This window comes from Nocardiopsis oceanisediminis (assembly GCF_048595525.1).
GTDB lineage: Bacteria > Actinomycetota > Actinomycetes > Streptosporangiales > Streptosporangiaceae > Nocardiopsis_A > Nocardiopsis_A oceanisediminis.
Map to the genome: position 1 here is coordinate 4,282,900 of NZ_JAFMZJ010000001.1, position 24,810 is coordinate 4,307,709.

Annotated in this window: 22 protein-coding genes; 10 read left to right on the top strand and 12 right to left on the bottom strand. The window is 75.4% G+C overall.

The features are described 5' to 3' along the window. Positions 1-8 precede the first annotated feature (8 nt). The 4 genes from J0910_RS19100 to amiA all read right to left on the bottom strand — a co-directional run bounded on the left by J0910_RS19100 (position 9) and on the right by amiA (position 3,895). Positions 9-1,448: a YcaO-like family protein gene (locus J0910_RS19100; RefSeq protein WP_420159904.1), complete on the bottom strand. Its 1,440-nt coding sequence runs from the start codon at positions 1,446-1,448 to the stop codon at positions 9-11. Positions 1,449-1,708: 260 nt separating this feature from the next. Continuing rightward, positions 1,709-2,743 (bottom strand): CocE/NonD family hydrolase, encoded by a 1,035-nt coding sequence (locus J0910_RS19105; protein WP_420159905.1) that lies wholly within the window; start codon positions 2,741-2,743, stop codon positions 1,709-1,711. After that, complete coding sequence (locus J0910_RS19110; protein WP_420159906.1) at positions 2,740-3,591, bottom strand: hypothetical protein; 852 nt, start codon at positions 3,589-3,591, stop codon at positions 2,740-2,742. The genes J0910_RS19105 and J0910_RS19110 overlap by 4 nt, the downstream gene beginning before the upstream one ends. 112 nt (positions 3,592-3,703) lie before the next feature. After that, entirely contained in the window at positions 3,704-3,895 is a 192-nt protein-coding gene (gene amiA, locus J0910_RS19115; protein ID WP_420159907.1) for a streptamidine family RiPP, read from the bottom strand. Positions 3,896-4,011: 116 nt separating this feature from the next. On the opposite strand from amiA, the gene J0910_RS19120 reads away from it, so the two are divergent. The 10 genes from J0910_RS19120 to J0910_RS19165 all read left to right on the top strand — a co-directional run bounded on the left by J0910_RS19120 (position 4,012) and on the right by J0910_RS19165 (position 15,836). Further along, positions 4,012-5,214 (top strand): hypothetical protein, encoded by a 1,203-nt coding sequence (locus tag J0910_RS19120; RefSeq protein ID WP_420159908.1) that lies wholly within the window; start codon positions 4,012-4,014, stop codon positions 5,212-5,214. A 3-nt stretch (positions 5,215-5,217) separates the two neighbouring features. After that, positions 5,218-6,990 carry a prolyl oligopeptidase family serine peptidase gene (locus J0910_RS19125; RefSeq protein WP_420159909.1) on the top strand — a complete coding sequence of 591 codons (1,773 nt, stop codon included), beginning with the start codon at positions 5,218-5,220 and terminating at the stop codon, positions 6,988-6,990. A gap of 4 nt (positions 6,991-6,994) precedes the next feature. Beyond that, positions 6,995-8,161 carry a FecCD family ABC transporter permease gene (locus tag J0910_RS19130; RefSeq protein WP_420159910.1) on the top strand — a complete coding sequence of 389 codons (1,167 nt, stop codon included), beginning with the start codon at positions 6,995-6,997 and terminating at the stop codon, positions 8,159-8,161. After that, positions 8,158-8,988, top strand: a complete 831-nt coding sequence (locus tag J0910_RS19135; RefSeq protein WP_420159911.1) for an ABC transporter ATP-binding protein — start codon at positions 8,158-8,160, stop codon at positions 8,986-8,988. The genes J0910_RS19130 and J0910_RS19135 overlap by 4 nt, the downstream gene beginning before the upstream one ends. Continuing rightward, positions 8,985-10,022 carry an ABC transporter substrate-binding protein gene (locus tag J0910_RS19140; RefSeq protein WP_420159912.1) on the top strand — a complete coding sequence of 346 codons (1,038 nt, stop codon included), beginning with the start codon at positions 8,985-8,987 and terminating at the stop codon, positions 10,020-10,022. Before J0910_RS19135 ends, J0910_RS19140 begins: the two co-directional genes overlap by 4 nt. Before the next feature lie 271 nt (positions 10,023-10,293). Further along, entirely contained in the window at positions 10,294-10,464 is a 171-nt protein-coding gene (locus tag J0910_RS19145) for a hypothetical protein (RefSeq protein ID WP_420159913.1), read from the top strand. A gap of 13 nt (positions 10,465-10,477) precedes the next feature. After that, positions 10,478-10,828: a DoxX family protein gene (locus tag J0910_RS19150; RefSeq protein WP_420159914.1), complete on the top strand. Its 351-nt coding sequence runs from the start codon at positions 10,478-10,480 to the stop codon at positions 10,826-10,828. A gap of 477 nt (positions 10,829-11,305) precedes the next feature. Continuing rightward, positions 11,306-12,127: an SAM-dependent methyltransferase gene (locus J0910_RS19155; RefSeq protein WP_420159915.1), complete on the top strand. Its 822-nt coding sequence runs from the start codon at positions 11,306-11,308 to the stop codon at positions 12,125-12,127. Between the two features lie 140 nt (positions 12,128-12,267). Further along, a complete protein-coding gene (locus J0910_RS19160; protein WP_420159916.1) occupies positions 12,268-14,862 on the top strand; it encodes an outer membrane protein assembly factor BamB family protein in 2,595 nt (864 codons plus the stop codon). A gap of 632 nt (positions 14,863-15,494) precedes the next feature. Continuing rightward, entirely contained in the window at positions 15,495-15,836 is a 342-nt protein-coding gene (locus J0910_RS19165; RefSeq protein WP_420159917.1) for a hypothetical protein, read from the top strand. Positions 15,837-16,058: 222 nt separating this feature from the next. On the opposite strand, the gene J0910_RS19170 is transcribed toward J0910_RS19165, so the two are convergent. From J0910_RS19170 to J0910_RS19205, 8 genes are all read right to left on the bottom strand, one after another. Further along, entirely contained in the window at positions 16,059-16,472 is a 414-nt protein-coding gene (locus J0910_RS19170; RefSeq protein WP_420159918.1) for an arsenate reductase ArsC, read from the bottom strand. Between the two features lie 39 nt (positions 16,473-16,511). Further along, positions 16,512-17,588, bottom strand: a complete 1,077-nt coding sequence (gene arsB, locus J0910_RS19175) for an ACR3 family arsenite efflux transporter (RefSeq protein WP_420159919.1) — start codon at positions 17,586-17,588, stop codon at positions 16,512-16,514. After that, positions 17,588-17,893: an ArsR/SmtB family transcription factor gene (locus J0910_RS19180; RefSeq protein WP_420159920.1), complete on the bottom strand. Its 306-nt coding sequence runs from the start codon at positions 17,891-17,893 to the stop codon at positions 17,588-17,590. Before J0910_RS19180 ends, arsB begins: the two co-directional genes overlap by 1 nt. A 130-nt stretch (positions 17,894-18,023) precedes the next feature. Further along, a complete protein-coding gene (locus J0910_RS19185) occupies positions 18,024-18,944 on the bottom strand; it encodes a hypothetical protein (protein WP_420159921.1) in 921 nt (306 codons plus the stop codon). Next, positions 18,941-20,122 (bottom strand): ferritin-like domain-containing protein, encoded by a 1,182-nt coding sequence (locus J0910_RS19190; protein WP_420159922.1) that lies wholly within the window; start codon positions 20,120-20,122, stop codon positions 18,941-18,943. Before J0910_RS19190 ends, J0910_RS19185 begins: the two co-directional genes overlap by 4 nt. After that, on the bottom strand, positions 20,119-22,080 hold the full coding sequence (locus J0910_RS19195; RefSeq protein ID WP_420159923.1) for a GMC oxidoreductase: 1,962 nt from the start codon (positions 22,078-22,080) through the stop codon (positions 20,119-20,121). The genes J0910_RS19190 and J0910_RS19195 overlap by 4 nt, the downstream gene beginning before the upstream one ends. Continuing rightward, on the bottom strand, positions 22,077-22,709 hold the full coding sequence (locus J0910_RS19200) for a hypothetical protein (RefSeq protein ID WP_420159924.1): 633 nt from the start codon (positions 22,707-22,709) through the stop codon (positions 22,077-22,079). The genes J0910_RS19195 and J0910_RS19200 overlap by 4 nt, the downstream gene beginning before the upstream one ends. Next, positions 22,706-24,355, bottom strand: coding sequence for a GMC family oxidoreductase (locus tag J0910_RS19205; RefSeq protein ID WP_420159925.1), 1,650 nt, complete (start codon positions 24,353-24,355; stop codon positions 22,706-22,708). Before J0910_RS19205 ends, J0910_RS19200 begins: the two co-directional genes overlap by 4 nt. Positions 24,356-24,810 lie beyond the last annotated feature (455 nt).

Here is a 24,810-nt window from a genome sequence, read left to right on the forward strand (position 1 = left end):
GGGGGGCCTTACATGTGCGGGGGCGGGAGGAGGGTGAAGTCGGAGGGGCCGCCGCTCCACTCCGTGCGCCACCGGCGCTCCAGGGCCGCCTCGCGGAAGCGGGGCATGCCGAGGTAGGCGAAGGCGGCGGGGGCGTTGGGGACGAGCCCGGTGATGAGGGTCCGCACCACGCGCAGCGGCGTCCGGCGGATGTCGGCCGTGGTCAGGTCGCGGGTGAGGATCCGGTGGCCGCGGTGGGCCAGGCGCCGGTAGACCTCGCCCATGTCCACCGGTTCCAGGTCGGTGATCGGCCGGGTCCCCAGGGCGGGCTCGGTGAAGCGCCGGGCCTCCGCGTGGACGCGCGGGTCGAGCCAGAGCTGGACGTGGGCGCCCAGGTCGACGATGTCGCGGTACTGCTCGCCGGCGGCGTCGCGGTAGGAGGCGTCCTCGCGGAAGTCCAGGTAGAGGCCGCGGGCCATCAGGCCGTGCTCGACGGCGCGGAACACCCACCCGTCGGCGGCGGTGCACCCCTGGGTGTACACCCAGGTGTGGACGGCTTCGAGGACCGCCTTGCGGGCGGCCCGGACCGGGTCGCAGGAGGCGGAGAAGCCTGCCGCGTACAGGCCGCGCTCCCGGTCGTGCACGAGCGCCGCGACGGCGGGGGCGAACTCCGAGGGCATGGCCGCCAGGAAGACGCGGAGGGAGCCGCCGCGGAGGTCCTCCTCGAGGCCGGGGACGCTCGCGGGGTCGATGCCGAAGGCGGGGCCGTCGAGGTGCCACCAGAGTTCGAGGGCGTCGCGCTCGATGATCTCCAGGACCCCGCGGTCCCGGGCGTCGTCGCTTCCCCGGCCGGTGGCGATGCCGGCGTAGTTGAGGTGGTGGATGCGGGGGAGGCCGCGGAAGCGCGACTGCCGCCAGTTCAGGTAGACCAGCGACGCGGGCACCCAGGTCCGGGCGCCGTCCAGGCCGGCGCAGCGCGCCCACAGGGTCGGGGTGTCCTCGGTCTGCCGCCGGTAGGGGAACCCGTCGCGGGCGTACTGCCAGGGGGCGAAGGCCGGCAGGTCCGCCAGTGCGATCGGGTCGGCGCCGGCGGCCGCGAGCTCGGCGCGCGAGGCGACGCGCAGCTCGTCCTCGGGGAGCCGGGCGGGGAGCCAGTTGCCGCAGTAGCGCTCGACGCCCTCGGCGATCGCGGCGATCCTCGCCTGGGCGGCGTCGCCGAAGGAGGTGCCCAGCGAGACGCGGTCGGCGGGCCACTCGCCGAGCCGGCGGGCGTCGGAGACGGCCGCGGTCATCGCCAGGTAGGACGGCGGCGCGCCGTCCGGCTTCGGCACCTCCCGGACGGAGCGGATGATCCCGCATTCGGGGTCGACCAGCGCCTCCACGGGCAGCCGGGGCTCCCCGGCGCGCGGTGCGGCGGGGGCCGCGGCGTCCTGCCGCGGCGCGGGGCCGGCGGTTCCGGTCAGGGGCATGGGGAGGTCCTTAGGGTTGCAGGTGTCTGGAACCGGGGTTTCGGCGCCCGGAGGGGCCGGGTGCGGCCGATGAGGTGTCCGCCTTCGAACGACCCGAGAGGACCGGCCGCCCGGCCCCTCCGGGTTCTCCGGCCGCTGATCGGGATCCGCGTTCGATCGCCGTCCAAGGAGCGGGGGCGAGAAGCACCGGAGGGCGCTGACGGCCCCGGCTCGCAGGAGAGGCGGTGCGGTGCGGGCGCTGTTCCGCGGCGACCGGGTGCTCACCCTCCCGGTACCGGCCGCCCGGGCGGGTGGACACGGTCATCGGAAATCCTTTCGTGGCGCCAGGTCCCGGTCTGGGGGTCGAGGAGCGAGCGGGTGCGCGCCCCGGCGGCGGGCGCGAGGACGCGGGTCCACTCCGCCGCGGTGCCGGGCAGCCCGTTCGCGGCCAGCCACGGGTCGATGACGCGGGAGAGCCCGCCGGCGGCGGTGATGCGGGCGCGCAGGCCCGGGTCGGCGACGCCGGCGGCGAGGCCGTGGCCCCAGGGGCCGCCGGCGAAGTGGCTCGCGGCGCTCCAGGCGCGTGCCAGGCGCCGGGCGTCGGCGTGGAAGAAGTCGTCATCGCCGCTGACCACCAGCAGCGGGGCGGTGATGCGGCGGTAGCGCGATCGCAGGTCGGTCCGGTGGGAGGTCCACAGCCGCCGCCAGCCCGCGAGCGCCTCCGGCGGCCAGTCCCAGTCCTCGGCGGCCTCGATGGCGCCGCGCTCCCGGGCGTGCGCGGTCCGCCGGTCGAGTTCGGCGGGGGGCAGCGGGGGTGCGGAGCGGCCGGTCCGCCCGTGCTGGTGCCACCAGCCGATCCGGTGCCGGATCTGCGGTTCGCCGTCGGTGTTCCAGGCGGTCTCGGCCAGGCCGAGGGCGGGGACGAGCGCGATGACCGCGGCGACGGGCGGCCCGGCCCCGGCGGCGGCGCGCGCGGCCTCCAGGGCGGTGTGGGCGGCGTAGGAGGCGCCGAAGAGGACCACGGGGAGCCCGGGGTGCTCCGCCGCCGCCTGCGCCAGGAAGGCGCCGCCGTCCTCCTGCTCATGGGCGTAGGGGGACCACCGGCCCTGGGACCGGTACCGTCCGCGCACGTCCTGCACGAGGCAGTGGTATCCGCGCTCGTTCCAGGAGCGGGCGATCGGGGCGTGCAGGCCGGCGCCGTAGGGGGTGCGGATCAGCACGATGCCCTCGGGGCGCGCGCATTCCCACCACAGCCCGCGCAGGAGGGTGCCGTCCGGCGCCGTGCTCCGGTGGTCGCGTCCGCGGTCCGGTGTCATGACGGGCGGTCCGGCCGCTCCGCGAGGGGCGGCGGGGCGTCGTAGCCGAGGACCGGGTGCTCGCTGATCTCCCCGGTGGCGGCGGCGAACCTCCACAGCGTGCCGCGGTATCCGTCCAGGGTGTCCGCCTGCCGCGCCCAGGCGAGGGCGACGGTGAGGATCCGGGCCGCCAGCAGTGTGCGCGCCGGGAGGGGGAGTTCCCCGGCCGGGGCGGCGGAGGCGCGCTGCCAGGCGTCGAGTCCGCGGGGTGCGGGGCTCGCCGCCAGGCGGCGCCGGCGGACCTGCTCCGCGGCGGGGTCGCCGGGCGAGACGCAGACCGGGTCGACGAAGCAGACCTCGCCCTCCCGGTAGCCGCGCAGCCAGGCGGTGCCGCGTCCGGGAAGGGTGTCGAGCAGGTCCCATCCCGCGCGTTCGGCGGGCGAGTCGGCGTAGGCGATCACGAGGTCCCAGGGGTGTTCTCCGCCGGCGGCGGGCAGCTCCGCGCCGCCGGGGAAGCGCGCGGGGGCCGCGCCCCACCCCGCCAGCGCGTCGGCCAGTGCGTCGGCGACCGCGCCCCGGCCGACCAGGGCCGTGTTCCGCCGGGCGCTCGGCCAGCGGCGCTCGGCGTCGCCGTCCTCGCGCTCGGCCGTCTCCGCGGCGAGCCTCTCGGCGTACGCGCGGGCCGCCTCGCCCCCGGCCGGCGTTCCGGCCTCCGGGGCGCCGGCCAGGGCGCCGATGAGGCCGGGCGGGGGGTTCTGCAGCCGGAGGAAGCGGCCCGAAGCCGTGCGCACGACTCCGGTCCCGTCGCGCTCGACGAGCGCGTCGGCGCCGCTTCCCGGGACTCGGGCGATGGGGTGTTCCGGGGCCATGTCCGCCTCTCGAAAGGGCCCGGTCGGGCGGCGCGGGGCCGCCCGACCGGGGATCGGTTCCGACCGTCGGCGCCGCGGGCGGCGCGCTCAGGCGGTGTCGGTCAGGTGTCGGTCAGTCGAAGGGGTTCTCGACGAGGGCGTTGGAGTGCGAGGCCGACAGGTGCGCCAGCTGCTCGGTCTCCTCGATCTCGGCGGTGACCCGCTGGTCGTCGAAGGGGTTCTCGACGAGGGCGTTGGAGTGCGAGGCCGACAGGTGCGCCAGCTGCTCGGTCTCCTCGATCTCGGCGGTGACCTGCTGGTCCATGGCGTTGTCCTCTCTTCACGACGAACGTGTCGACCGGTGTGCGCCGACACGTGCCCTCAGGGGAGCATCGGGCACTCTACTTGATAACGGTTTTCATTTCCAATAGCGTCCTCCCCATGACCGTGGATCAGCTCTTCGTGGCCGACTACCGTGCGGGCCGCACCTACACCCTCGACGGCGGCGGCGTCCGCGCACGCGGCGCCGGCGTCCTCGCCGAGCACGCCGGCGTCCTGGCCCTCCCCGGCGACGGCGCGGCCGGCGCGGAGTGGGCGTTCGTCGACGACCGGGCCGGGGCGCTGGTGGTGCTCGGGCCCGGCGGCGAGCGGCGCGTTCCCGTGGCCATCCCCGGCGAGCACCTCGCCTGCGACGCCTCGGGGCGCTACGTGCTGGTGACCACCGGCCTCGGCGCGAACGCGGCCCCGTGGAGCGACGTCGCCACCGTCGTCGACCTGCGGGCCGGCGAGTCCGTGCGGTTCCGCTCGCGGACCGGGGAGCCCGGGGCCCTGGTCGTCCCCGACCAGGCCGGCGGCGAACCGGCGGCCGTGCTCCGCCACCGCGAGCCCGGAGCCGTCGAGGCGATCCCCCTCGCCCGCTGCCTCGACGCCGGCCCCCACGTGCCCGCGATCGCCGGCATCTCCGCCGGCGGGATCGCCGACGACGGCCACGGCGACGTCGTCGACCAGCGGACCGGTATCGCGGCGACCGCGACGAGCCGGGGCCTGGAGCGGTTCGTCGTCGACCGCGGCGCGCCGCGGATGATCGGCACCGTTCCCTGGCCGGTGCCCGGTCGCGCCTTCTACCTGCGCTTCGACCCGGACACCGGCCGCGCCGTGGGCGTGGTGCGCGGCGGCCCGGCCTCCCCTTCCGCCTGGACCGAGTGGACCAACCACCTGGTCGACATCGACCTGTCCAGCGGCGACGCGCGCTCCCTGGAACTGCCGCCGGGGCTCGCGTTCCGCTTCGCCCTCGGCGGGGGCAGGGCCGCGGTGGCGACGGTCCACCCCGCCGGGGACGAACTGACGCTCGTCGAGCGCGGCGGGCCGCGGCCGCACACGCTGTACCGGAGGCCGCTCCCCGCGATGTCGCGTCCGCCGGCGGCCGGGCACCCGCCCTGGGACCCGGTGGGCGAGGCCCCCGCGCAGCGCCGGGCCGTCGCCCTCGACCCCTCGGGCACCACGGCCGCGGTGACCCGCGGCGGCGACGCCGAACTCCACCTGGTCGGCGAAGACCGGTTCGACACCGTCGGCATGCCCGGCCCGCTCGACGAAGGCGGGCACCTGCACTGGCACGGCGGCGGCTTCGACCCCGTCGGGCGGTAGGCGATGGCGGACACCCCTTCCCCGGCCCCTCCGGCGGCCGCCCCCGACCTCGACGCCGCCCTGGCGCGCTGGGAGCGCCACGGCCGCCCCGGCCTCCCCGACCGCGGCTTCGCGCTCAGCAGGCTCCCGGGCCGCTCGCGGCAGGGCATCTACCGGGCGGGCGACGGCTCGCCGGTGCTGGAGCCGGACGGGCACATCCTGCTCATGGCCCCCTCTCCGGACGGGCGCCGCATCGCCCTCCAGCTGGCCGGGCGCGCGGACGAGGACGCCGCCCTGGCCCTCCTCGACACCGCCACCGGCGCCCTGCGGACCTACCCGGAGGTCCGCTGCCGCTACGACCCCGTGCTCTGGAGCGGCGACTCCTCCCGCGCCGAGCTCGCCGCCTCCGGGTCGGGCCGGATCGCCGCGCTCGACGCGGCCACCGGGCGGCTCCGGACCTCCGCCGCACCGGCCGGCGCGCGGCTGCGGTACTTCCCCGGCGGGGCGCGGGGGGTGCTCGCCGAGAGCCGCCCCGGCGCGCCCACCGCCCTCACCGACCTGGCCACCGGCGCCGGGCTCGGCGCGTTCCCCGCCGTCACCCGGGTCGCGGCCTACGGGGACGGCGGCGCCCTGGTCGGAAGCGGGGCGCGCCTGCACGCCGTCGACACGCGCAGCGGCGCCGAGCTGTGGTCCTGGGCCGACCCCTCCCTCCGGATCACCTCCTTCGCCGTGCTCGGCGAGGAGGTCCTCGCGGCCGGCGTGCGCGCGGGCCGCAGCGTCCTGGTGCGCATCGTCCGGGGGGCGGTCGCCGACGACCGCCCGGTGTCCTACGGGGGCGCCCCGGCCGTCGCGAGCGGCGTGGGCGCCGACGCCGGCCGGTTCCTCGTCCTCGTCGAGGGCCCCGCCCTCCCCCCGCGGGTCGTCGAGGCCGGCGGGCTCCAGGGGGGCCGGCCCGCCGCGGCCGCGCCGGCCTCCTCCGCGCGGACCGAGCGGTACGCGTTCACCGCCGACGACGGGGCGGAGGTGCCCGTCGTGATCACTTCGCCGGCCGGCGCGACCGGGCCCGCCCCGCTGATCCTGACCTGCTACGGCGGCTTCGGCGTCCCGAGCCTGGCCACGTTCGAGCCGACGGTCCCGGCGTGGGTCGGGCACGGCGGCCGGTACGCGATCGCGCAGATCCGGGGCGGCGGCGAGCACGGCGCGGCGTGGCGCGAGGCCGGCCGGGGCGCCGCCAAGGAGCGCGGCGTCGCCGACCTGGCCGCCGCGGCGCGCGGGCTCGCCCGCGCCGGGCTCACCCGGCCGGACCTGCTCGTCCTGGCCGGCGCCTCGCACGGCGGCACGGTGGCGGCCGCCTGCGCGCTCGGCTCCCCCGGCCTGTGCGCCGGGGTGGTCAGCACCGCCGCCCCGCTCGACCTGCTCGACCTGGGCTCCCATCCGCTCGGGCGGCACTGGATCGCCGAGTTCGGCGCCCAGGGCGGCCCCGAGGCGGCCGAGCGCCTCCGCCGGATCTCGCCCCTGCACCTCGCCCGGGGCCTCGCCCCCGGCACCGCCCTCCCCCGCTTCCTCGGCATCGTCCTGGAAGAGGACTCCCGGGTGGCCGCCGCGGACACCCGGGCCGTGGTCGAGGCGCTGCGCCGGGCCGGCGGCGACGCGGACCTGTGGTGCGCGCCCGGGACCGGGCACGGCGGCAACCACCTCGACGGCCTCCACCGGTTGGGGGCCGCCGTCCTCGGCTTCGCCGCCGCCGCGACGCGGCCGGCGCCGACCACCCCCTCAACGGCCGGAAAGGGCTTCTGACTCCATGCAGGAAACGACCAGCGGAAACCCCGGGGTGAAGCCCCCGGACCGCTCCCCCGTAGCAGCGAGACCGGAGCGGGGCGCCGGCGGCGCCCCGCCCGCCGCCGCGGCCGCGCCCCGCCGGCGGGGCGCGCTCGCGGTCCGCGTACTCGTCCCCGCCCTGTCGCTCGCGCTGGCGGCCCTCCTGCTGCTCTCGACGAGCATCGGCACCATCGAGGTGGCGCCGGCGGACGCGTTCCGGATCATCACCGGGCACCTGGTGCCCGGGATGCCGTGGATGTCGGACGGATCGCTGACCCCGGTGCAGGACAGCGCCGTGTGGCGGTTCCGGCTGCCCCGCGCCCTGCTGGCCGCCCTGACCGGTGCCGCGCTCGCCCTGGCCGGCGCGCTGATCCAGGCGGTGGTCCACAACTCGCTCGCCGAGCCCTACATCCTCGGCGTCTCGGCCGGGGCGGGGGCCGGCGCGGTCTCCTACATCGTCCTGGGGATCGGGATCGGCTCCCTGGGCATCGGCGCCTCCGCCTTCGCCGGCGCGCTCCTGGCGACCGGCGCCGTGTACCTGCTCGCCCGCAAGAACGGGCGGATCGCCCCGCAGCGGCTCATCCTGGCCGGCGTCGCGCTCGGCTCCCTGTTCAGCGCGGTGACCAGCTACCTCACCATCACCACCGACGCGCAGAACGTGTTCGGCATCATGTTCTTCCTGCTCGGCTCGGTCTCGGCCGCCACCATGGGCCACCTCGCCCTCCCGGCCGCCGCGCTGGCCGCCGTCGGGCTGTTCGCCGCCTTCCGCGCCCGCGCCCTCAACGCCCTGCTCGTCGGCGACGACGCGGCCGCCTCCCTGGGCGTGAGCGTGAACCGCCTCCGGACGACCGTGCTGGCGGCCTCGGCGCTGCTGACCGGCGCGGTCGTCGCCGTCTCCGGCGGGATCGGGTTCGTCGGGCTGATCATCCCGCACATCGCGCGGATCATCGTCGGCTCCGACCACCGGAAGATGCTGCCGGTCGCCGTGCTCTCCGGGGCGGTGTTCCTCGCCGGCTCGGACCTGCTCGCCCGGACGCTCGCGGAACCCTCGGAGATCCCGCTCGGCGTGCTGACCGCCCTGGTCGGCGCGCCGTTCTTCCTGTGGCTGCTGCGGCGCGACCGCGCCGAGGGCGCGGGGGCGGGCCGATGAGGGTCGACATCGAGGACCTCGGCGCGCACCGGGGCGGCCGGCCGGTCGTGTCCGGGGTGAGCGTCTCCGTCCCCTCCGGCACGGTCCTCGGGCTGCTGGGGCCCAACGGCAGCGGCAAGTCCACCCTGCTCCGCGCCGTGTCGGGCATCGCGTCCCCGTCCTCGGGGCGGGTGCGCCTGGACGGCGCGGACATCGCGTCGCTGAGCCGCAGGGAGGTCGCCCTGCGCGTGGCGGTCATGACCCAGGAGCACAGCGAGGAGTTCGAGATCCCCGTCCTCGACATGGTCCTCCTCGGGCGCATCCCGCACGGGCACGGCTTCGGCCGCGACACCGGCCGCGACACCGCCGTCGCGATGGAGGCCCTGGACCGGGTCGGCGGCGCGGAGCTGGCGCACCGCTCCTTCTCGGCGCTGTCGGGGGGCGAGCGGCAGCGGGTGCTGTTCGCCCGCGCGCTGGCCCAGGAGACCCCCGTCCTCGTCCTGGACGAGCCCACCAACCACCTCGACATCGCCCACCAGCTCGAACTCCTCGACCTGGTCCGGACCGCCGGCAGGACCGCGGTCGTCGCCCTGCACGACCTGAACCTCGCCGCGCGCTCCTGCGACGCCGTCGGCGTCCTGGCCGGCGGGCGGATGGCCGCGCTGGGGGCGCCGGAGGAGGTCCTGACCACCGGCCTGATCCGCTCGGCGTTCGACGTCGACTCCACCGCCGTCGCCCACCCGGACTCGGGCCGGCGGCACTTCATCTTCGACTCCCGCACATCCACGCGGCGCCGCGAAGACGCGGCCCCGACCACCCCGTCCCCGGAAGGAATCACCCTCCCATGACCTGCGACCCGTCCTCCTCCGCCCCGGCGAGCCGCCCCCGCCGCCGCCCGTCCGCACTCGCCGCCGCCGCGGCCCTGCCGCTGGTGCTGTCCGCATGCGGGACGGGGGTCGCCGGCGCCCCGGACGCGGCCGGCGGCTCGGGCGAGGCGGTGGAGATCACCAACTGCGGCCGCGAGCTCTCCTTCGACGCCGCGCCCACCGGAATCGTCGGCATGATGCCCTCGCAGACCGAGCTGCTCGTCCGCCTCGGGGCCCTGGACTCCCTGGTCGGCCAGGCTCAGACGGAGGTCTCCCCGCTGCCGGACGACATCGCCGAGCAGACCGCCGACGTCCCGGTGCTCAGCACCGACGCCCCGCCGGCCCGCGAGGACCTCCTCGCCGCCGCCCCCGACCTCGTGGTCTCCCCCACCGAGTACGAGTTCACCGCCGAGCAGGGCTTCGCCGGCATCGACCAGCTGAAGGAGAACGGCGCCCAGGCCTACGTCGCCACCGGCGGCTGCCTCGACCGCCGCAGCACCGCGGAGGTCACCGACCTGCTGACCGACATCGAGGACCTCGGCGCGATCCTGCGCGCCCCCGACAGGGCCGAAGAGCTCTCCCGGGACGCAGAGGAGCGCCTGTCCGCCGTCGAGGCGGCCCTCGACGGCGTGCCCCGGCTCACGGTCGCCCAGGTCTACGTCGACGGGAACACGCTCCAGGCGATCGGCGCCGGGATCGAGGCGGACATCATCGCCACCGCCGGCGGGGAGAACGTCTTCGACCCGGACGCCCCCGAGTTCGCCGACTTCTTCGCCGCCGAGATCACCCCCGAGGAGATCACCGCCCGCGACCCCGAGGCCATCGTCTTCAGCGTCTCCGGCCCCGAGTCCGAGAAGCGCACCCGGGACCACCTGGAGGAGACCTTCCCCGACGTGGCCGCCGTGCGGGACGACCGCCTCATCGCCGTCCCCAAGAGCGACCTGTTCCCCGGCACCCTCGGCAACATCGACGCCGTCGAGCACATCGCCGGAGAGCTCTACCCCGACGCCTTCTGATCCCGGAGGGGCTCCTCTCCCTCTCTCCCTCCCCTCCGGACCGGCGCGGGGGCCGGGACGCCCGGCCCCCGCGCCGCCTCCCCGCGGCCAGGGGCCGGGCGGGAGGGCGGCCGCGCCCCGGCCGCGCGCCTTTCGGGCGGCCGCACCCCGCCCCCCATTCCATCGGGTTATGGATGCAGGTATTGGACGTGAATAAGGGCGGGCGGCGAGGATGGACCGAGCGAATCGGCGGCAGATCGCCGATGAAAGGGAGAATTTCGTGTCCGTTCTGATGCTCAGATACCGAATGGCCGACGAGGGCGCGGCGGAGGCCGTCGAGGCGATCGAAGCGGCCTTCCCGGAGGCGCGGCGCCCGCAGGCGGCCGCCGCCGAGTGGGCCGCGGGGGGCGAACCGGCGCCGGACCCCTTCGGGGGCCTCGGCGCCCACCGGGTTCTCGGCTGAGCGGGGCGCACCCATGTCCGTCCTCTATGTGATCGTCACCGCCACCACGATCGCGGCCAACGCCGGGGTCGCCATCGCCGACTTCGCGAAGGCGAGGTTCGTCCTCGCGAACTCGGCCGAGCTGGACCTACCGCAGTCCTGGCTTCCGCTGCTGGCCGCGCTGAAAACCGCCGGGGCCGCCGGACTCGCGGCCGGGCTCCTGGGCGCCCGGTTCATCGGCATCGCCGCCGCGACCGGGCTCGTCCTCTTCTTCGTCGGCGCCCTCATCGCCCACTTCCGCGCCCGCGTGTTCCACAACATCGCCTTTCCCGGCGCCTACCTCGCCCTGGCCGCGGCCTCCCTCGTCCTCGCCATCGCGCAGTGAGCGCCGCGGCCCCGCGCACGCGGGCGGAGGCCGGGCACCGCCGGGATCCGGTGGTCCGCGGCCTTCGGCGAGTGGCCGCGGAGGCCCGGGGAGGCGCGTCCCGGTGAGCCGGGGAAATCGAACCCGCGAAAGAACGGGCCCCCGCCCTTCGAAAAGAGAAGAAACGGGATTCCCCTCGACCACCGGAGGGCGCGCCTCCCCGCCCCCCTTTCCGGACTCGCAGCGGACGGAGAACCGATGGGCGCGCCGCGCGGAAGGGCGCCTCTGGGCGGGCTCCCCCGCGCGGGCGGTCCCGGGAGCGCCCGGCGGGACCGGCGGGGGCGTCCGCCCCGGAGTGCGGCATATGCGCGGTGGCAGGGGTTTCATCTATTCTCGGTCCGAGCAGATCCCGGTCGGAGGCGGGCCTCCGGCGCACGAGGCGCCGGGCTCTCTCGGCGCGGGATGACTTCCCCCTTGCGCATTGAGGTAGATGTCCTTATGACAGACGGATCGTCCTCGCCCGCCCCGGCCGGTTCCGGCCAGGCACCGCAGATCGACACCACCCTGGCCCATTCGGCCCGGATCTGGAACTACTGGATGGGCGGCAAGGACAACTACCCGATCGACCGGGAGGCCGGCGACCAGGTGATCGCCTTCTTCCCCGAGATCGTGGACCTGGCCCGGACCAGCCGGGAGTTCCTCATCCGGGTGGTGACCTACCTGGCCCGCGAGGCGGGGATCCGCCAGTTCCTCGACATCGGCACCGGGATGCCCACCGCCAACAACACCCACGAGGTGGCGCAGGCGATCGCCCCGGAGAGCCGCGTGGTCTACGTGGACAACGACCCCCTGGTGCTCGCGCACGCGCGCGCCCTGCTCGTCGGCTCCCCGGAGGGCGTCACCGACTACATCGACGCCGACCTGCGCGACCCCGACGCGATCCTGGAGCGGGCCGCGGAGACCCTGGACTTCGACCGCCCCGTCGCGCTGATGCTGATGGGGATCCTGGGGCACATCCCCGAGGACGACATCCTGCCGATCATCCGCCGGCTCATGGACGCCCTGCCCTCCGGCAGCCACCTGGCGATCTACGACGGCACCGACACCAGCGAGGCCTACAACGCGGCCATCGCGGTCGGCAACGAGAAGGGCGCCGTCCCCTACCTGCTGCGCAGCCCGGAGTCGATCGCGGCCCGCTTCGAGGGCCTGGAACCGGTGGAGCCCGGCGTGGTCCCCTGCCCGCTGTGGCGCCCCGGCCCGGTCGAGGTCGGCACCCGCCGCGGAATGGACCAGTACGGCGGGGTGGCCCGCAAGCCCTGACCCCGGCCGACGCGCCGCCGGCCCCGGGACCCATGGAGCGCCCGGGTTCACCGCTTGGCCGGAAGCGGCCCTGAACCCGCTGTGAGCAGCGGGGACGCCGTACCCTCGGCGGAGGTCCGCGGCGGAGGGGCGGGAGAGCGATGGCCGGTTCGACGAAGAGGGCGAAGGGGGTCCTGCGCGGGCGTCCGCGCAGGACCGCGCTGACCGCCGCGGCGGTGGCGCTCGCCCTGGCGGCCGCCGGGCTGGGGGCGGTGCTGCTCCGGCCGGGCGGCGCCGGCGGGCCGGAGTTCTCGGTGAGCCCCGAGGCCTACCTGGACACCGCCGGCGACCTCGGCATGGAGGAGGTGCTCGCCGTCGGGTTCCGCGGCGACTCCGCGGTGGTCATGGGGACCTTCCTGCACGGCCGGCTGCGGTTGGCGGTGGTGGACGCCGGGAGCGGGGAGCCGCGCTGGGTGCGCGACACGGGCACGCTGATCGACGCCGACGCGGTGCTGGGCGGCGCCGAGTCGGTCGGGCCGCTCGCGTTCGGCGAGGTCTCGGCCCCGGTGCTGACCGGAGCCGGGGACGACTGGTCGGTGGTCGTGCCCTACGCCGTCACCGGCCGGGAGGGCGACGTCGGCGACATCACCCTCCTCGAGGCCGGGGAGCAGGGCGTCGCCGCCCTTTCCGGCTCCGACGGCTCCGTCCGGTGGAAGCGGGAGACGCCCGGTGTCCCCCGCGTTCTGGACGGGGCCGGCGGCACGGTCCTGGCCGGCGCCGTGGCCTCCGGGACCGGGGAGGTGACCTCGCTGGCCCTGGACGCGGAGGACGGCGGCGCAGTGCTCTGGGAGCACGAAGGGGACTGGGTGCACCGCCTGGCCGGGGACACCGCGCTCGGTGAGTCCGCCCCCGCCGGCTGGGAGCCCGGTGCGGACGCGACGACCGAGGGGCGCCGGGTCTTCGCGCTCGACGCCCGGACCGGCCGCCCCGCGTGGGACCTGGACGGGGTGTTCTCCGAGTCGGGCGTCGAGGACGCGACGGAGGGATGGGCGGTCCTGTACGCCGTCCCCCGCGAGGAGGGGGCGCCTGCGCGGACCGCGGTCGTCGCCACCGGTTCCGGCGAGGAGGCGCGCTCTCCCCGCAGCCGCCTCGGGACGGGGTCCCCCAGCTGCGCGGCCGGCGAGGACTCCCTGCTCGTCTGCGCGCAGGACGCCCACGGCTCGTTCGAGCTGGTCACCTTGGCCCCCGGCGAGTCCGGGGTGGAGCGGAGCACAGAGGTGACGGGCCTGGATCCGGGTGCCGCGGACGGGCTGCGGGTGCACGCCGTGTCCGGCGGGCGGATCCACCTGACGGCCTCCCCCGGGGACGGGGAGGAGGCCGGGACGGCGTCCTTCGTGATCGACCGCTCCGGGGCGGTCCTGGCCGAGGACCTGCCGGGGGAGGTCGTCGCGGCCGCACCGGACGCCATCGCCGTCGACCCCGACCCGTCGGACGGCACCGGGCGGATCGCGTTCCACCGCACGGCGGACGGAGGCGCCCCGCCCTCCCCGGAGGCCGGCACCGCGCCTGAGGCGGAGCCGATGCCGATCGAGCGGGCGCCCCGGCTCGCCGTCTCCACCTCCGGAACCGCGGCGCCGGACCGCGCCGACGCCGACGTGGACCTGCGCCGGATCCACGACGCGGTCCTCGCCGGCGGCTCCCTGGTCTACGCGGGCGAGGACGGCGACGGCCTCCTCGTCTCGGCCCTCGACCCGGACACCGGGGAGGAGCGCTGGACGCTCGGCGGCGAGGACGGGCCCGACGCGGTCGGCACCCTCGGGGCGGGTTCGAGGAGGCTGGCCGTCGCCGGCGGGGACGGCGGCGTCCTGCTGGTCCCGCACGGCCTGGACGGCGGGGGGAACGGGGTGTCCGCGGTCTCCGCCGGGGACGGGGAGGTCCTCTGGACGGCGCCGCTCGGCGGGGGCTCCGGCTTCCTCGACCACCTCGTCGGGTCCGAGGAGGACCTGTTCGCGGTGGGCAGGATCGACTACGGGGACTCCTCCGTCGCCGCGGCCCGTTCCGAGGTCCGGGAGCTGGGCTCCGGGCGCCTCGTGCACACCGAGGAGGACGCCGAGGCCTTCGGGATCGGCGGCGGCGTCCTGGTGGTCGAGCGGCGCACCCCGCCCTACGGCTCCGGCCCGGACCGCGCGCCCGCCGAGGACGTGGCGGGCGTGGACCCCCGCACCGGCGAGGAGCGGTGGAGCCTGGACGGCCGCTACGAGCGGCCGCGGGTCGCCGAGGTCGCCGGGGACCGGGCGGTGCTGGTGGTGCACGGCGGCGGCACCGCGGTGCTGGACCCGGCCACCGGGGAGGAGGTCGCGTCCTCGGCCACCCGGGCGGACCGCTGCTCGGGCACGGCGGAGCCGCTCCTGGTCTGCCGGGCCGGGGCGGCCGGGAGCAGCGGCGACGGCGGCACGCTCCCGGTGGTCGTGGAAGCCGGCGGCGCGGAGGCGTCGATCCGGCTGCTGCCGGGGCTCCCCGCCCCGGAGGGCCTGGCCGGCGTGGAGCGGTGGATGTTCGCCCGCGACGCGGACGCCCCTGGAGGCGGGGCCGGAGAGGGCTCCTACCGGATGCTCGACGCGCACGGCCGCCCGCTCCGCGGCGGCCTGCCGGGGCGGGCGATCTCCGCCGACGGCGAGCACGTCCTCCTCCTCGACGGCGAGCTCGGCGAGCTCTCCTCGGCAGGAGCCCGGATCACCGTGCACCGCCGGGGGTGACCTCCCGGTACGGGGCCGGGACCGGCGGGCTCCGCCTCTCCGGCGCACGCCGGGGAGGGGAGCGGGGCCGGAGTGCGGATGGGGTCCGCCGGCCGGAGGCCATGGAACCGCGCGGCATCGGGGTCCTCCTGGCGCCGGCCGAGGAGCCGCACTTCGGCCGGACGGCCGAGCGGCCGCACCCGACGCCGGCGCGGATCAGTCGGCCGGTCGAGACCCGCTGTTCGAGCGGAGCAGCCGCGGGGTGGCGCGACGCCCCTCGGCCGGCGGCCGGACGAGAGGCTCCGGCCCGTCCACCGCAGCCTGCATGAGGTCCCGGACCGGGCCGCGGTGGCCGCCCGCGGGAGGTGCGGGGTCCTGCGGGTGGGCATGCCCCCATCGCCGCGGTGCCGCCCCGCGGCCGCGATGACGGCCGTCTGTCGGATCCTGCCGCCGCTCCCGCCCGGCCCCCTGCGGGGACCTCATCGCGGGCTGTCGGAGGGCTCTGCTCCGCGTCGGCCGGTAGGGCGGCGGCGACCTGGAGCGCGGTGGCGTACCGGCCCCGCGGTCCGGTGCTGCGGGCGGGGGCGTGGCAGACTCGTCCCGTCCGGTTCGCGGCCGGATGCCGGAGTCCGGCCCCGCGGTGAGGAGAGCGCATGGACGGCGATCCGCACATCCACGTCCAGGCGAAGGTGATGCAGGACGACGCCGCCGTCCGCAGCATGCTGGCCTCTTCCTTCGGCCTGGCCGGCGACCTGCCGAGCCATGTCGCCACCGGGTGCGGGCTGCAGGCGCCCCGCGCGATGACCTCCTCCGAGCCGAACCGCGTCACCTGCCTGCCCTGCCGCGAGCACGCGCAGGCCGAGCACCTGCGCCTGGCCGAGCAGGTCGAGCGGCTGAGCCGGATGCCCGGATCGATCATCGGCCCCGCGCAGGCCGAGCTCGCCGCCGAGCGCCACCGCGACCTGGCCAGGAGGTTCTCCGGCGCGGAGGACTGATCCGGGGCCGGCGCCCCGCCCCGGTGGCGCCCCTTGCGGCACCGGGGCGGGGCTTCCGGCGCGGCGAGCGGTCGCGCCCGCGCTTCCGCCCCGGCCGCCGGCGCCCACCGGGATGGGCGGCGGGGCCGGGGGCGCGGGTCGGGTGGCCGGAGGAACCCGCGGGGCCGTCCGGGCGGCGCGCCCGCCGCCCGAACGGACGGCGGGGCCGGCCCGGAGCGCGGGTCAGGCCCGCTTCTCCACCCCCAGTTCGGCCAGGAGCGCCTCGATCCGGCGGGCGATCTCGTCGCGGATCGGGCGCACCTCCTCCAGCGGGCGCCCGGCCGGGTCGTCCAGCTCCCAGTCGAGGTAGCGGCGGCCGGGGAAGACCGGGCAGGCGTCGCCGCAGCCCATGGTGATCACCACGTCGCTGGTGCGCACCGCGTCGGGGGTGAGGACCTTGGGGCGCTCTGCGGTGATGTCGACGCCGATCTCGGCCATGGCCTCCACGGCCACGGGGTTGACCTGCTCGGCCGGGGCCGAGCCGGCCGAGCGCACCTCGACGGCGTCCCCTGCGAGGCGGCGCAGGAGGCCCGCGGCCATCTGCGAGCGGCCCGCGTTGTGCACGCAGACGAAGAGCACGGCGGGTGTTGCGGACATGGTCGTCTCTCCTCGGTCGTTTCCGGAGGGCGCCGGCGCTCAGCGCCGGCCGGCGGGGAAGCGGCGGCGCCAGGCCAGGGACACGTAGACCAGGCCGATGAGGACCGGGACCTCGATCAGCGGGCCGACGACCCCGGCCAGCGCCTGCCCGGAGGCGGCGCCGAAGGTCGCGATGGCCACGGCGATGGCCAGCTCGAAGTTGTTGCCGGCCGCGGTGAAGGCCAGCGTGGCGGTCCGGTCGTAGCCCAGCCCGATCGCCTTGCCCAGGGCGAAGGAGCCGAACCACATGACGGCGAAGTAGGCCAGCAGCGGGACGGCGATCCGGGCCACGGCCAGCGGGTCGGAGGTGATCGCCTCGCCCTGGAGCGCGAAGAGCAGGACGACGGTGAACAGCAGCCCGTACAGCGCCCACGGGCCGATCCGGGGCAGCAGCTCCGACTCGTAGCGCTCCCGGCCCATCCGCCTCTCCCCCAGGCGGCGGGTGAGGAACCCGGCGACCAGCGGGACGCCGAGGAAGACCGCGGTGTTGGCGGCGATCTGCCAGGCCGACACCTCCAGGCCCCCGGTGTCCAGCCCCAGCCACCCGGGAAGCAGGTCCAGGTAGAACCAGCCGAGCAGGCCGAAGACGGCTACCTGGAAGACGGAGTTCAGCGCGACCAGCACCGCGGCGGCCTCCCGGTCGCCGCAGGCCAGGTCGTTCCAGATGATGACCATGGCGATGCAGCGGGCCAGGCCGACGATGATCAGCCCGGTGCGGTACTCCGGCAGGTCGGCCAGGAAGAGCCAGGCCAGGGCGAACATGACGGCCGGGCCCAGCAGCCAGTTGAGCGCGATGGAGGAGAGCAGCAGCCTCCTGTCCCGGGTGACCGAGCCCAGCCGGTCGTAGCGGACCTTGGCCAGCACCGGGTACATCATCACCAGCAGGCCGAGCGCGATCGGCGGCGAGATCCCGCCGACCTCCAGTGCGGCCAGCCCCGCGCCCAGCCCGGGCAGGAGGCGGCCGAGGCCGAGGCCGGCGGCCATCGCCAGCAGGATCCACACCGCCAGGTAGCGGTCGAGGAAGGAGAGGCCGCCGGCGACCGGCGCCTTCGCGGGGGAGGTGTCGGTGCCGGCCATCAGCAGGCCCTTCTGGGCCGGCCGCCGGCGCGCGCGGCCTCGGCCAGGCCGGCGAGGCCGGCGGAGAGCCCGTCCAGCGCCTCCGGGCGCAGCCGGTAGTAGGTGAACCGGCCGCACGGCTCGGTCTCGACCAGCCCGGCCTCGCGCAGTACCCGCAGGTGGTTGGAGAGGTTGGTCTGCCGGGCGCCGGTCTCGGCGATCAGGTGCGTGGTGCACAGCGTCTCGGCGGAGAGCAGCTGCACGATCCGCATCCGGAGCGGGTCGGCCAGCGCCCGCAGTACATCAGTATCGACTGATATCAGCATGGGATGATGATAACCGGGGCGGGGCCGGGCTCCGACCGGGGGCTCCGGTCCCTCTCCGCAGGCGGGAGGAGCGGGACCGCCGCTCCGGCCCCGCCCCCCCTTCATCCGGCGGGCACTGCTCCGGCGGCCGCTACTCCGGCAGGTAGTACGGCCGGTTCTGCACCGCGACCGGGGGCATGTGGTGCACCCAGGCGCCGGCCGGCTGCACGCCCTTGACCACGTCGATGAAGTCCTTGACCTTGCCGTAGGCGGCGCCGGTCCCCGGGGTGACCACCACCCTGCCGGTCTGGCCGCTCAGGTCGTACCACCGGTAGGGCCGGAAGACGTTGAGCGGGGCGGCGAGCGCCCGGTACCCGGAGTTCCCGTCCTTCCGGCTGCCGAACTCGGTGAACGGCGCGGCGCTCACCTCCTTCTCGGGGAGCTTCCGCAGGTCGGCGGTGAAGGCGAAGTGGACGTCCTTCGGGTCGAAGCCGGTCCCGCCCTTCTTCCCCGCCTCGCCGCAGACCACCTTCCAGGTGTCGTACCAGACCACCTTCCACGTCCCGTTCTCCTTCACCGGGGTCCCGTTGGGCACCGGCAGGGTGACGTCGAAGTCGGCCTTGAACTTCGGCTCGTTGAACAGGGCCACGCCGGCGTCGATCGCGGGCTGGGCGTCGCAGGGCACGTGCACCCGGCAGAACCCGAGGCTGCGCGTCTGGTCCTCGCCGGCGGCGTACTGCTCGTACGTCAGCTTCGGCACCCGGGCCTTCAGCGCGGTGGGGTAGGAGACGACGTTGAGCTCGATCTCCTGGGTGACCCCGGTGCCGTGCGCGAACTGGGCGAAGTAGACCTGGTAGTTGAAGGAGAGGCAGGCCTTGCCGTCGAACTCCGCGGGGCTCAGCTTCCCCTTCGCCGGGAAGGACTCCAGCAGCTTCGCGGCCTTCGCCGTGTCGACCAGGTAGTCGACGCCGATGTTGATGAAGGTGCCGTAGAAGAAGGGGAGGTCGAACCCGTCGGGGATGCTCGGCAGGACGCCGCCCTCGGTCGCCGCCCGGTCCAGTGTGTCGGTCATGCGAACTGCTCCCTCGTCTGGGGGACGACGGCCGACAGGTCGATGGGCGCGCCGGGTTCCCGGTCGATCGCCTCGATGTTCTGCTCGACCCCGTCCCGGGCCTCGTCGAAGTGCTTCTGCTCGAGTTCGAAGGTGGCGCTGGCGAAGGTGTTCTTCTGCGCGGGGTCGGGGTGCGGGTTGCGGTAGAGCCGCTCGGCCCGGTCGCGCAGCTCCAGCATGGTGGGCACGGCCAGGCACATCAGGCGCGGCCACCAGTTGAACGCGGCGTGCAGGTAGCTGAGCAGCCTCGCGTAGCTCTTGTTGAACTCGACCGCCTCGGCGTAGACCCGGCTCTCGCCCTCGAACCTCTTGTAGTCGGCGACCTTGGAGTCGCCGTTGATCGGGTAGGCGTCCTCCCAGGTGACGTCGAGGAGCGGCCCGCTGGGCGGCGTCCTCGGGGTGTCGTGGCGGCCGTAGGCCCGCCCGGTGCGGATCTCGTTGAACCGGAAGTAGTGCGCGAGCTGGCGCTCCTCGCCGAAGAACCGGTCGTCGCTGTCCCAGATCGAGTCGTCGGCCCCCTCGCCCTGCTCGCTGATCACCTCGATCGCGGTGAGCGCGCTCTTCAGATCGGTGACGGGGAACGCCTCGCCGCCGGAGTTGTAGAAGTCCTCGGGCCCCACCTGCAGGTGGGGCTTGCCGGTGAACACCTTGGACTCCCCCTCCTTGGCGACGATGGCGCGGAGGCCCTTGCCGACGGTGTCGTAGAACTGCCCGATGGAGGTCCACCCGTCGCCTTCCTGGGACGGCACCAGCGAGCGGGGCCGCTCGATGGCCAGGAAGGTGTCCAGGGCCTCCGGGGAGAAGTGCCGCAGCCCGATGGGCGGCAGCTTCTTGCTGCTGAACGGGAGCTGGGCCGGGTACTTGGTGACGAACTCCGGGTGGGCGACGTTCGGGTTCCCGCCGACCGCGTTGAGCAGGTTGGCGGCCAGCGTCATGTGCAGCATCTCCTCCAGGACGACGCTGCGGATGGCGTAGTAGGCCAGCCGGTTGGTCTCCGGGCGGATGGTGTACATCCCGGTCATGTAGACGGGGATGGTCAGGTGCTCCACCTCGATCGCGGCCTGCAGGTATGTGCGCAGTTCCTTGATGTTCCCGGGCGGTTTGAACCCCTGGGCGTCCAGTTCGAGCGCGGTGATCACGCCGGCACCTCCGTCTTCCGGTCCCGGGGCCGGGGCAGCACGGCCCCGTGCAGTTCGGCCAGGTCCTGGTGGATGCGCTCGGCGCTGCGCAGGGCCAGGGCGGCCATGGTGAGGGTGGGGTTGCTGGTGCCGATCGACGGCATGCTGCCGCAGCCCGCCGCGTAGAGGTTGGGGTGGTCGTGGGTGCGCTGGTAGGAGTCGACCACCGAGTCGGCGGCGTCATCGCCCATGATGTGCGTGCCGGCGCCGTGGCCCGCGCCGTGGTAGGCGAGGTGCACGGTCCCGTTCTGCCCCTGGTGCTCGAAGTGGCCGAGCGGCGGCACCCCGCCGATCGGGCGGAAGTCGGTGTGGTTCTGCGCGCCCATCGCCGCGAAGATCTTCCCGGCCACCAGGTAGGCGGCGTACACCCCTTTTCGGGTGTGCTCGTCCAGGTCGTATTCGATGACGGGCCGCGGGTTGCCCAGCGCGTCCCGGTACTTCGACGGCTCGATGGTCACCTTGTTCTCGACGCTGGCGGCCTGCTCGACCGCGCACTGGAGCTGGAGCTGCCGGCCGATCGCGGAACCGAGGAGGCTCCGCAGCTCCGCACCGAAGACGCCCTTGCCGCGCACCTCCCCGGCGGCGTCGCCGCCGACGCCGAGCGCGGTGGCGACGTTGCTCATCGGGGCGCCGTTCGCCCAGCCCCACCCCCAGTTGCCGATCTCGATCCGGAACGGGGCCCGCTTCGCGCGCGCGCCGCCGAAGCGGAACTCCTCCCAGCCGGAGGTGTGGCCGGGGCCGCGGAACGGCCCGATGTTCCCGTCAGCCGCGGCGGTGAGCCCCCAGGCGACCATGGTGGGGTGGTCCATCAGGTTCCGGCCCACCTGGCCGCTGCCCTTGGCGAGCCCGGAGAAGAGCAGCAGCCGGGCGTTCTCGATGGCGTGCGCGGCCAGCACGACCACGTCGGCCTCGGCGGTGTAGCTCCGGCTGACCGGGGTGGCCGGGTCGCCGTAGGCGCGGTACTCCACGCCCCGCACGTAGTCGCCGCGGCCGCGCAGCACCCGGGTGGCGACGCTCCTGGTGGCGACGGTGACCGAGCCGGAGAACCCGGCCTGGATCCGCACCGGGGTGGACCTGGCCTGGACCGGGCAGATCGGGACGCAGCTGGCGTTGCCCACGCAGCGCTCGCCGTAGTTGGGCAGTCCGACCGCGCCCTTGGGGCGGTAGCCGGCGCCGCCGGCGTAGCCCGGGTTCGGGGTGCCGTTGCGGGCCTGGGGCAGGCCGGTCACGTTGATCCGGTAGGACTCGCCGCCGACCTCGTCGCGGATCTCGCGGTCGGGGAGCCGCTCCTGGCAGTACTGGTCGATGTGGCTCTGCGGGATGCCGTGCATCGGGTAGGTGTAATCCGGGTCGGTGACCACGCCGAGCCTCCGCTGCTCGTCGGCGTCGCCGGAGACGCCCATCGCCCGCTCGGCCTCGGCGTAGTGGCGCTGGAGGTCCTCGGCTCCGATCGGCCAGTCCCGGCCGTAGTCGTAGTCCTCGTCGGTGCTGAAGTCGTCGTCGCGCATCCGCGGCACCGCGCCCAGCCAGTGCATCCCGGAGCCGCCCAGGGAGCGCAGGTAGTCGGTGCCGTAGGGCAGCCGGCCCTTCTGCACCAGGTAGCCGCCGGCGGTGAACTCCGGTCGGCCCGGCTTCGGATCGCGCACCGGCGCCAGGTCGAGGACGTCGGGCGAGGGGGCGGCGGTGTTGCGGCGGTGCGGGGAGTTGGGCACCTTCGCGACCGCGGAGTGGAAGGTGCGGACCGAGTCGAGGTGCCCCTCCCAGGTCTCGTCGCCGCCGTTACCGGCCTCCAGGACCAGCACCTGCCAGCCCTTCGCGCCGAGGCGCTCGGCGATGAGGCTGCCGGACCAGCCGGCGCCGACGATGATCGCGTCGTAGCGGCGCCGGTCGGCGTCCCATGCCGCTGCCGTGGTGTTCATGCGCGGATCTCCTCCTCTTCTGCCGCCTCCGGTGCCCGGGCGGTGGGGACCTCGGACGGGGCGACGTCCCGCGAGGCGCGGAAGGCGGGCAGCAGGTCGTGCGGGACGTCGTCGAGCGCGACCGGGTCCTCGAAGCCGACCCGGTACGCGCCGCCGGCGCCGTCCGCGGACTCCTCCCGGAGCTCTTCGATCGCGGGGACGTCCGGCGGCTTCACCGACCAGGTGCCGAAGCCCGGTGCCTTGGCCCCGGCGGGGTGGCCGTGGAAGGTCCGCCACACCAGGCCCTCGGTGTAGGCGCTGGGCGCGGCCACGAACTCGGTGTTGGCCTTCTCCCTGCGCAGCGCGGCGTGGGCGGCGGGGGCCAGCTTCGGCCAGGCGCCGGTGTACCAGAGGTAGACGAGTGCGCGGGCGACCTCCAGGTGGGGCGGCGAGAGCTTCTCAAGCCCCTGCTGCTGCTCCAGGGCCTTCTTCAGTGCGGCCCAGAACGTGTCGAACCGCTCCCTCCCCACCTGGTCGCGGGCGGTGTCGAGGTAGAGCGGGGCCATCCCGGTGCCGTAGAGGTCGTACTGGCCGAACCCGGTGATCCGGGCGCAGACCCCGACGAAGTCCTGCTCGCTGATCCCGGTCACGGCTTCCCCCCGTCCAGCAGGTGGTCGGCGAGGCGGTGGCCCAGCGCGACGGCGGTCAGGGTGGGGTTCCAGGATCCGGAGGTCGGGAAGGTCGCGGCCCCGCCGACGTAGAGGTTGTCCACGCCGTGCAGCCGACAGTCGAGGTCGGTGACCGATTCCTTCGGGTCCTCGCCCATCCACAGCGTCCCGGACTCGTGTACCAGGGCGTCCTTGAGCCGCTCCTCCGGCGGATCGGCCTGCCACCGGCCGGGCACGCCGGAAGTGCCGGGGCGCCAGTACTCGATCTCCTTCTCCGGGACGTTCGCCGCCAGCACCTGCTTGACCAGGCGCAGCGCGGCGCCGTCCATCTCGGAGCGGAGTTTCACGTCCTTGTCGGCGGGCTTGATGGCGAGGACGGTCTCCCCGCCCTCCACCCGCACCCTGCTGCCCTGGGCGTTCTTCCGCTCGCTGCGCCACTCGCCCAGGCAGTGCACCAGGAAGCCGATGTGGTCGGGGCTGCTCAGCTGGGCCAGGAACTCCTGGTCGAAGGAGTCCGGGATGAGCCGGTAGAGGTCGGCGGTGGCGGCCGCCGGTTCGGGGTTGGAGGCCCCCATCAGGTGGACGTGGAAGTCCCGGGAGTAGGCCTCGACCCGCCCCTTGAGGTAGGCGCAGCCGATCTGCAGGTCCTTGCCCAGCCCCTTCCAGGCGTGCCGGGGGACCCGGACGGAGAACCAGGAGGCGACGTGGCCGCCGAGGTTGGTCCCGGTGAACCCGGGCAGCGTCTCGGGGAACGACCCGAGCAGCAGCCCGGTGGGCTCGACGACGCCGTTGGCCAGCACCAGCCGGGCGCCCTTCAGGTCGAGTGCGCCCTGGGTGGTCTCCAGGCGGGTGGCGGTCCGGACCTTCCCCTTCTGCTCGTGCCCGATCTTCTTCACTTCGCAGCCGGTGACCAGGTCGATCCGGCCGGGGAAGGCGTCGGCGGCCGCCAGCAGCACCGGGACCGGGCTGAACTTGCGGTAGCCCAGGGTGGAGGAGGTGGCCTTGGAGGCGAGCGGCACCTCCAGCGCGTCGGGGTCGTCGTAGGGCAGGAAGTGCCCGACCCCGCCCAGCCGGTCCAGGATGCGCTGGAGCAGCCGGGGCTGGAAGGCGGAGAACTCCGGGCCCATCCGGCTCGGGCGGACGGCGCCCATCAGCCGCTCGGCCTGCTCCCAGTACTTCTTCTGCTCCAGCTCGTCGAGGACCCGCTTCGGCCAGTCCGGCATCTGCGCGCGGGTCGGCCGCGGGATCCAGGTGCTCCAGAACAGGGCCCGCCCGCCGATGTAGGGGACCTGGGGGGCCAGGTCGAAGGTGGTGCCCGCTTCGAGCCTCCAGGGCTTGGCCACGGCCTTGGCGATCAGGCGCTGGTACTGCGGCACCAGGTTCTGCACGTGCTCGGGGAGCAGGAAGGGGCCCTTCTCCAGAACGAGCACGCGGAGAGCCCGCCTGGTTCCGGCCTTCCTGAGCAGCGCGTCGGCGACGGCGGCCCCGACGGCGCCGCCGCCGACCACCACCACGTCGTACTTCTCGCCTCTGACCTGCTCCAGGGTCTTGCAGTAGTGCGCGGCGACCGGGTCGAGGCCGGCCGCCGGCGGCGGTGCGGCGGCCGGCACCTCCTCCAGGTCGAGCATGGTGGTTCCCTCCGCTGCCCGCGGAGGGGGTTGGACGTTCTCCGGCACGGGTGGTTCTCCTTTCTCTGCGGTACCGCCGCGTCCGGGGCACGGCGCGGCCCGGGAATTCCCGGGCACGCCTTTCACCGGGCGCGGCTCTCACCGGTCATGGCGCCGCTCGGGCGACCGGCGGGAACTCCGGCGCACCGGGCGCACGGGGCGGGAAAAAGGGGCGGGGATCGGCGCCCCGGGCGATCTGCGGCCTCATTCCGGCGGAAAAGCGCCGGCGCCGGCATTCAGCGGGCGGGCGGTCTCTCCCGGAGCGGGACCCGTCGCGGCGCGCTCCTTCTCCGCCGCGCAGAGGCGCCGCTGCGGCCGGCGGGGGCCGCGGCGGATGCGGGCACGGGCCCGCCGGGGCCGATATCGGGGTTTTCCGGAAGGACGCGCGGATCGTTTTCCATCAAAGCCTCTTCCTG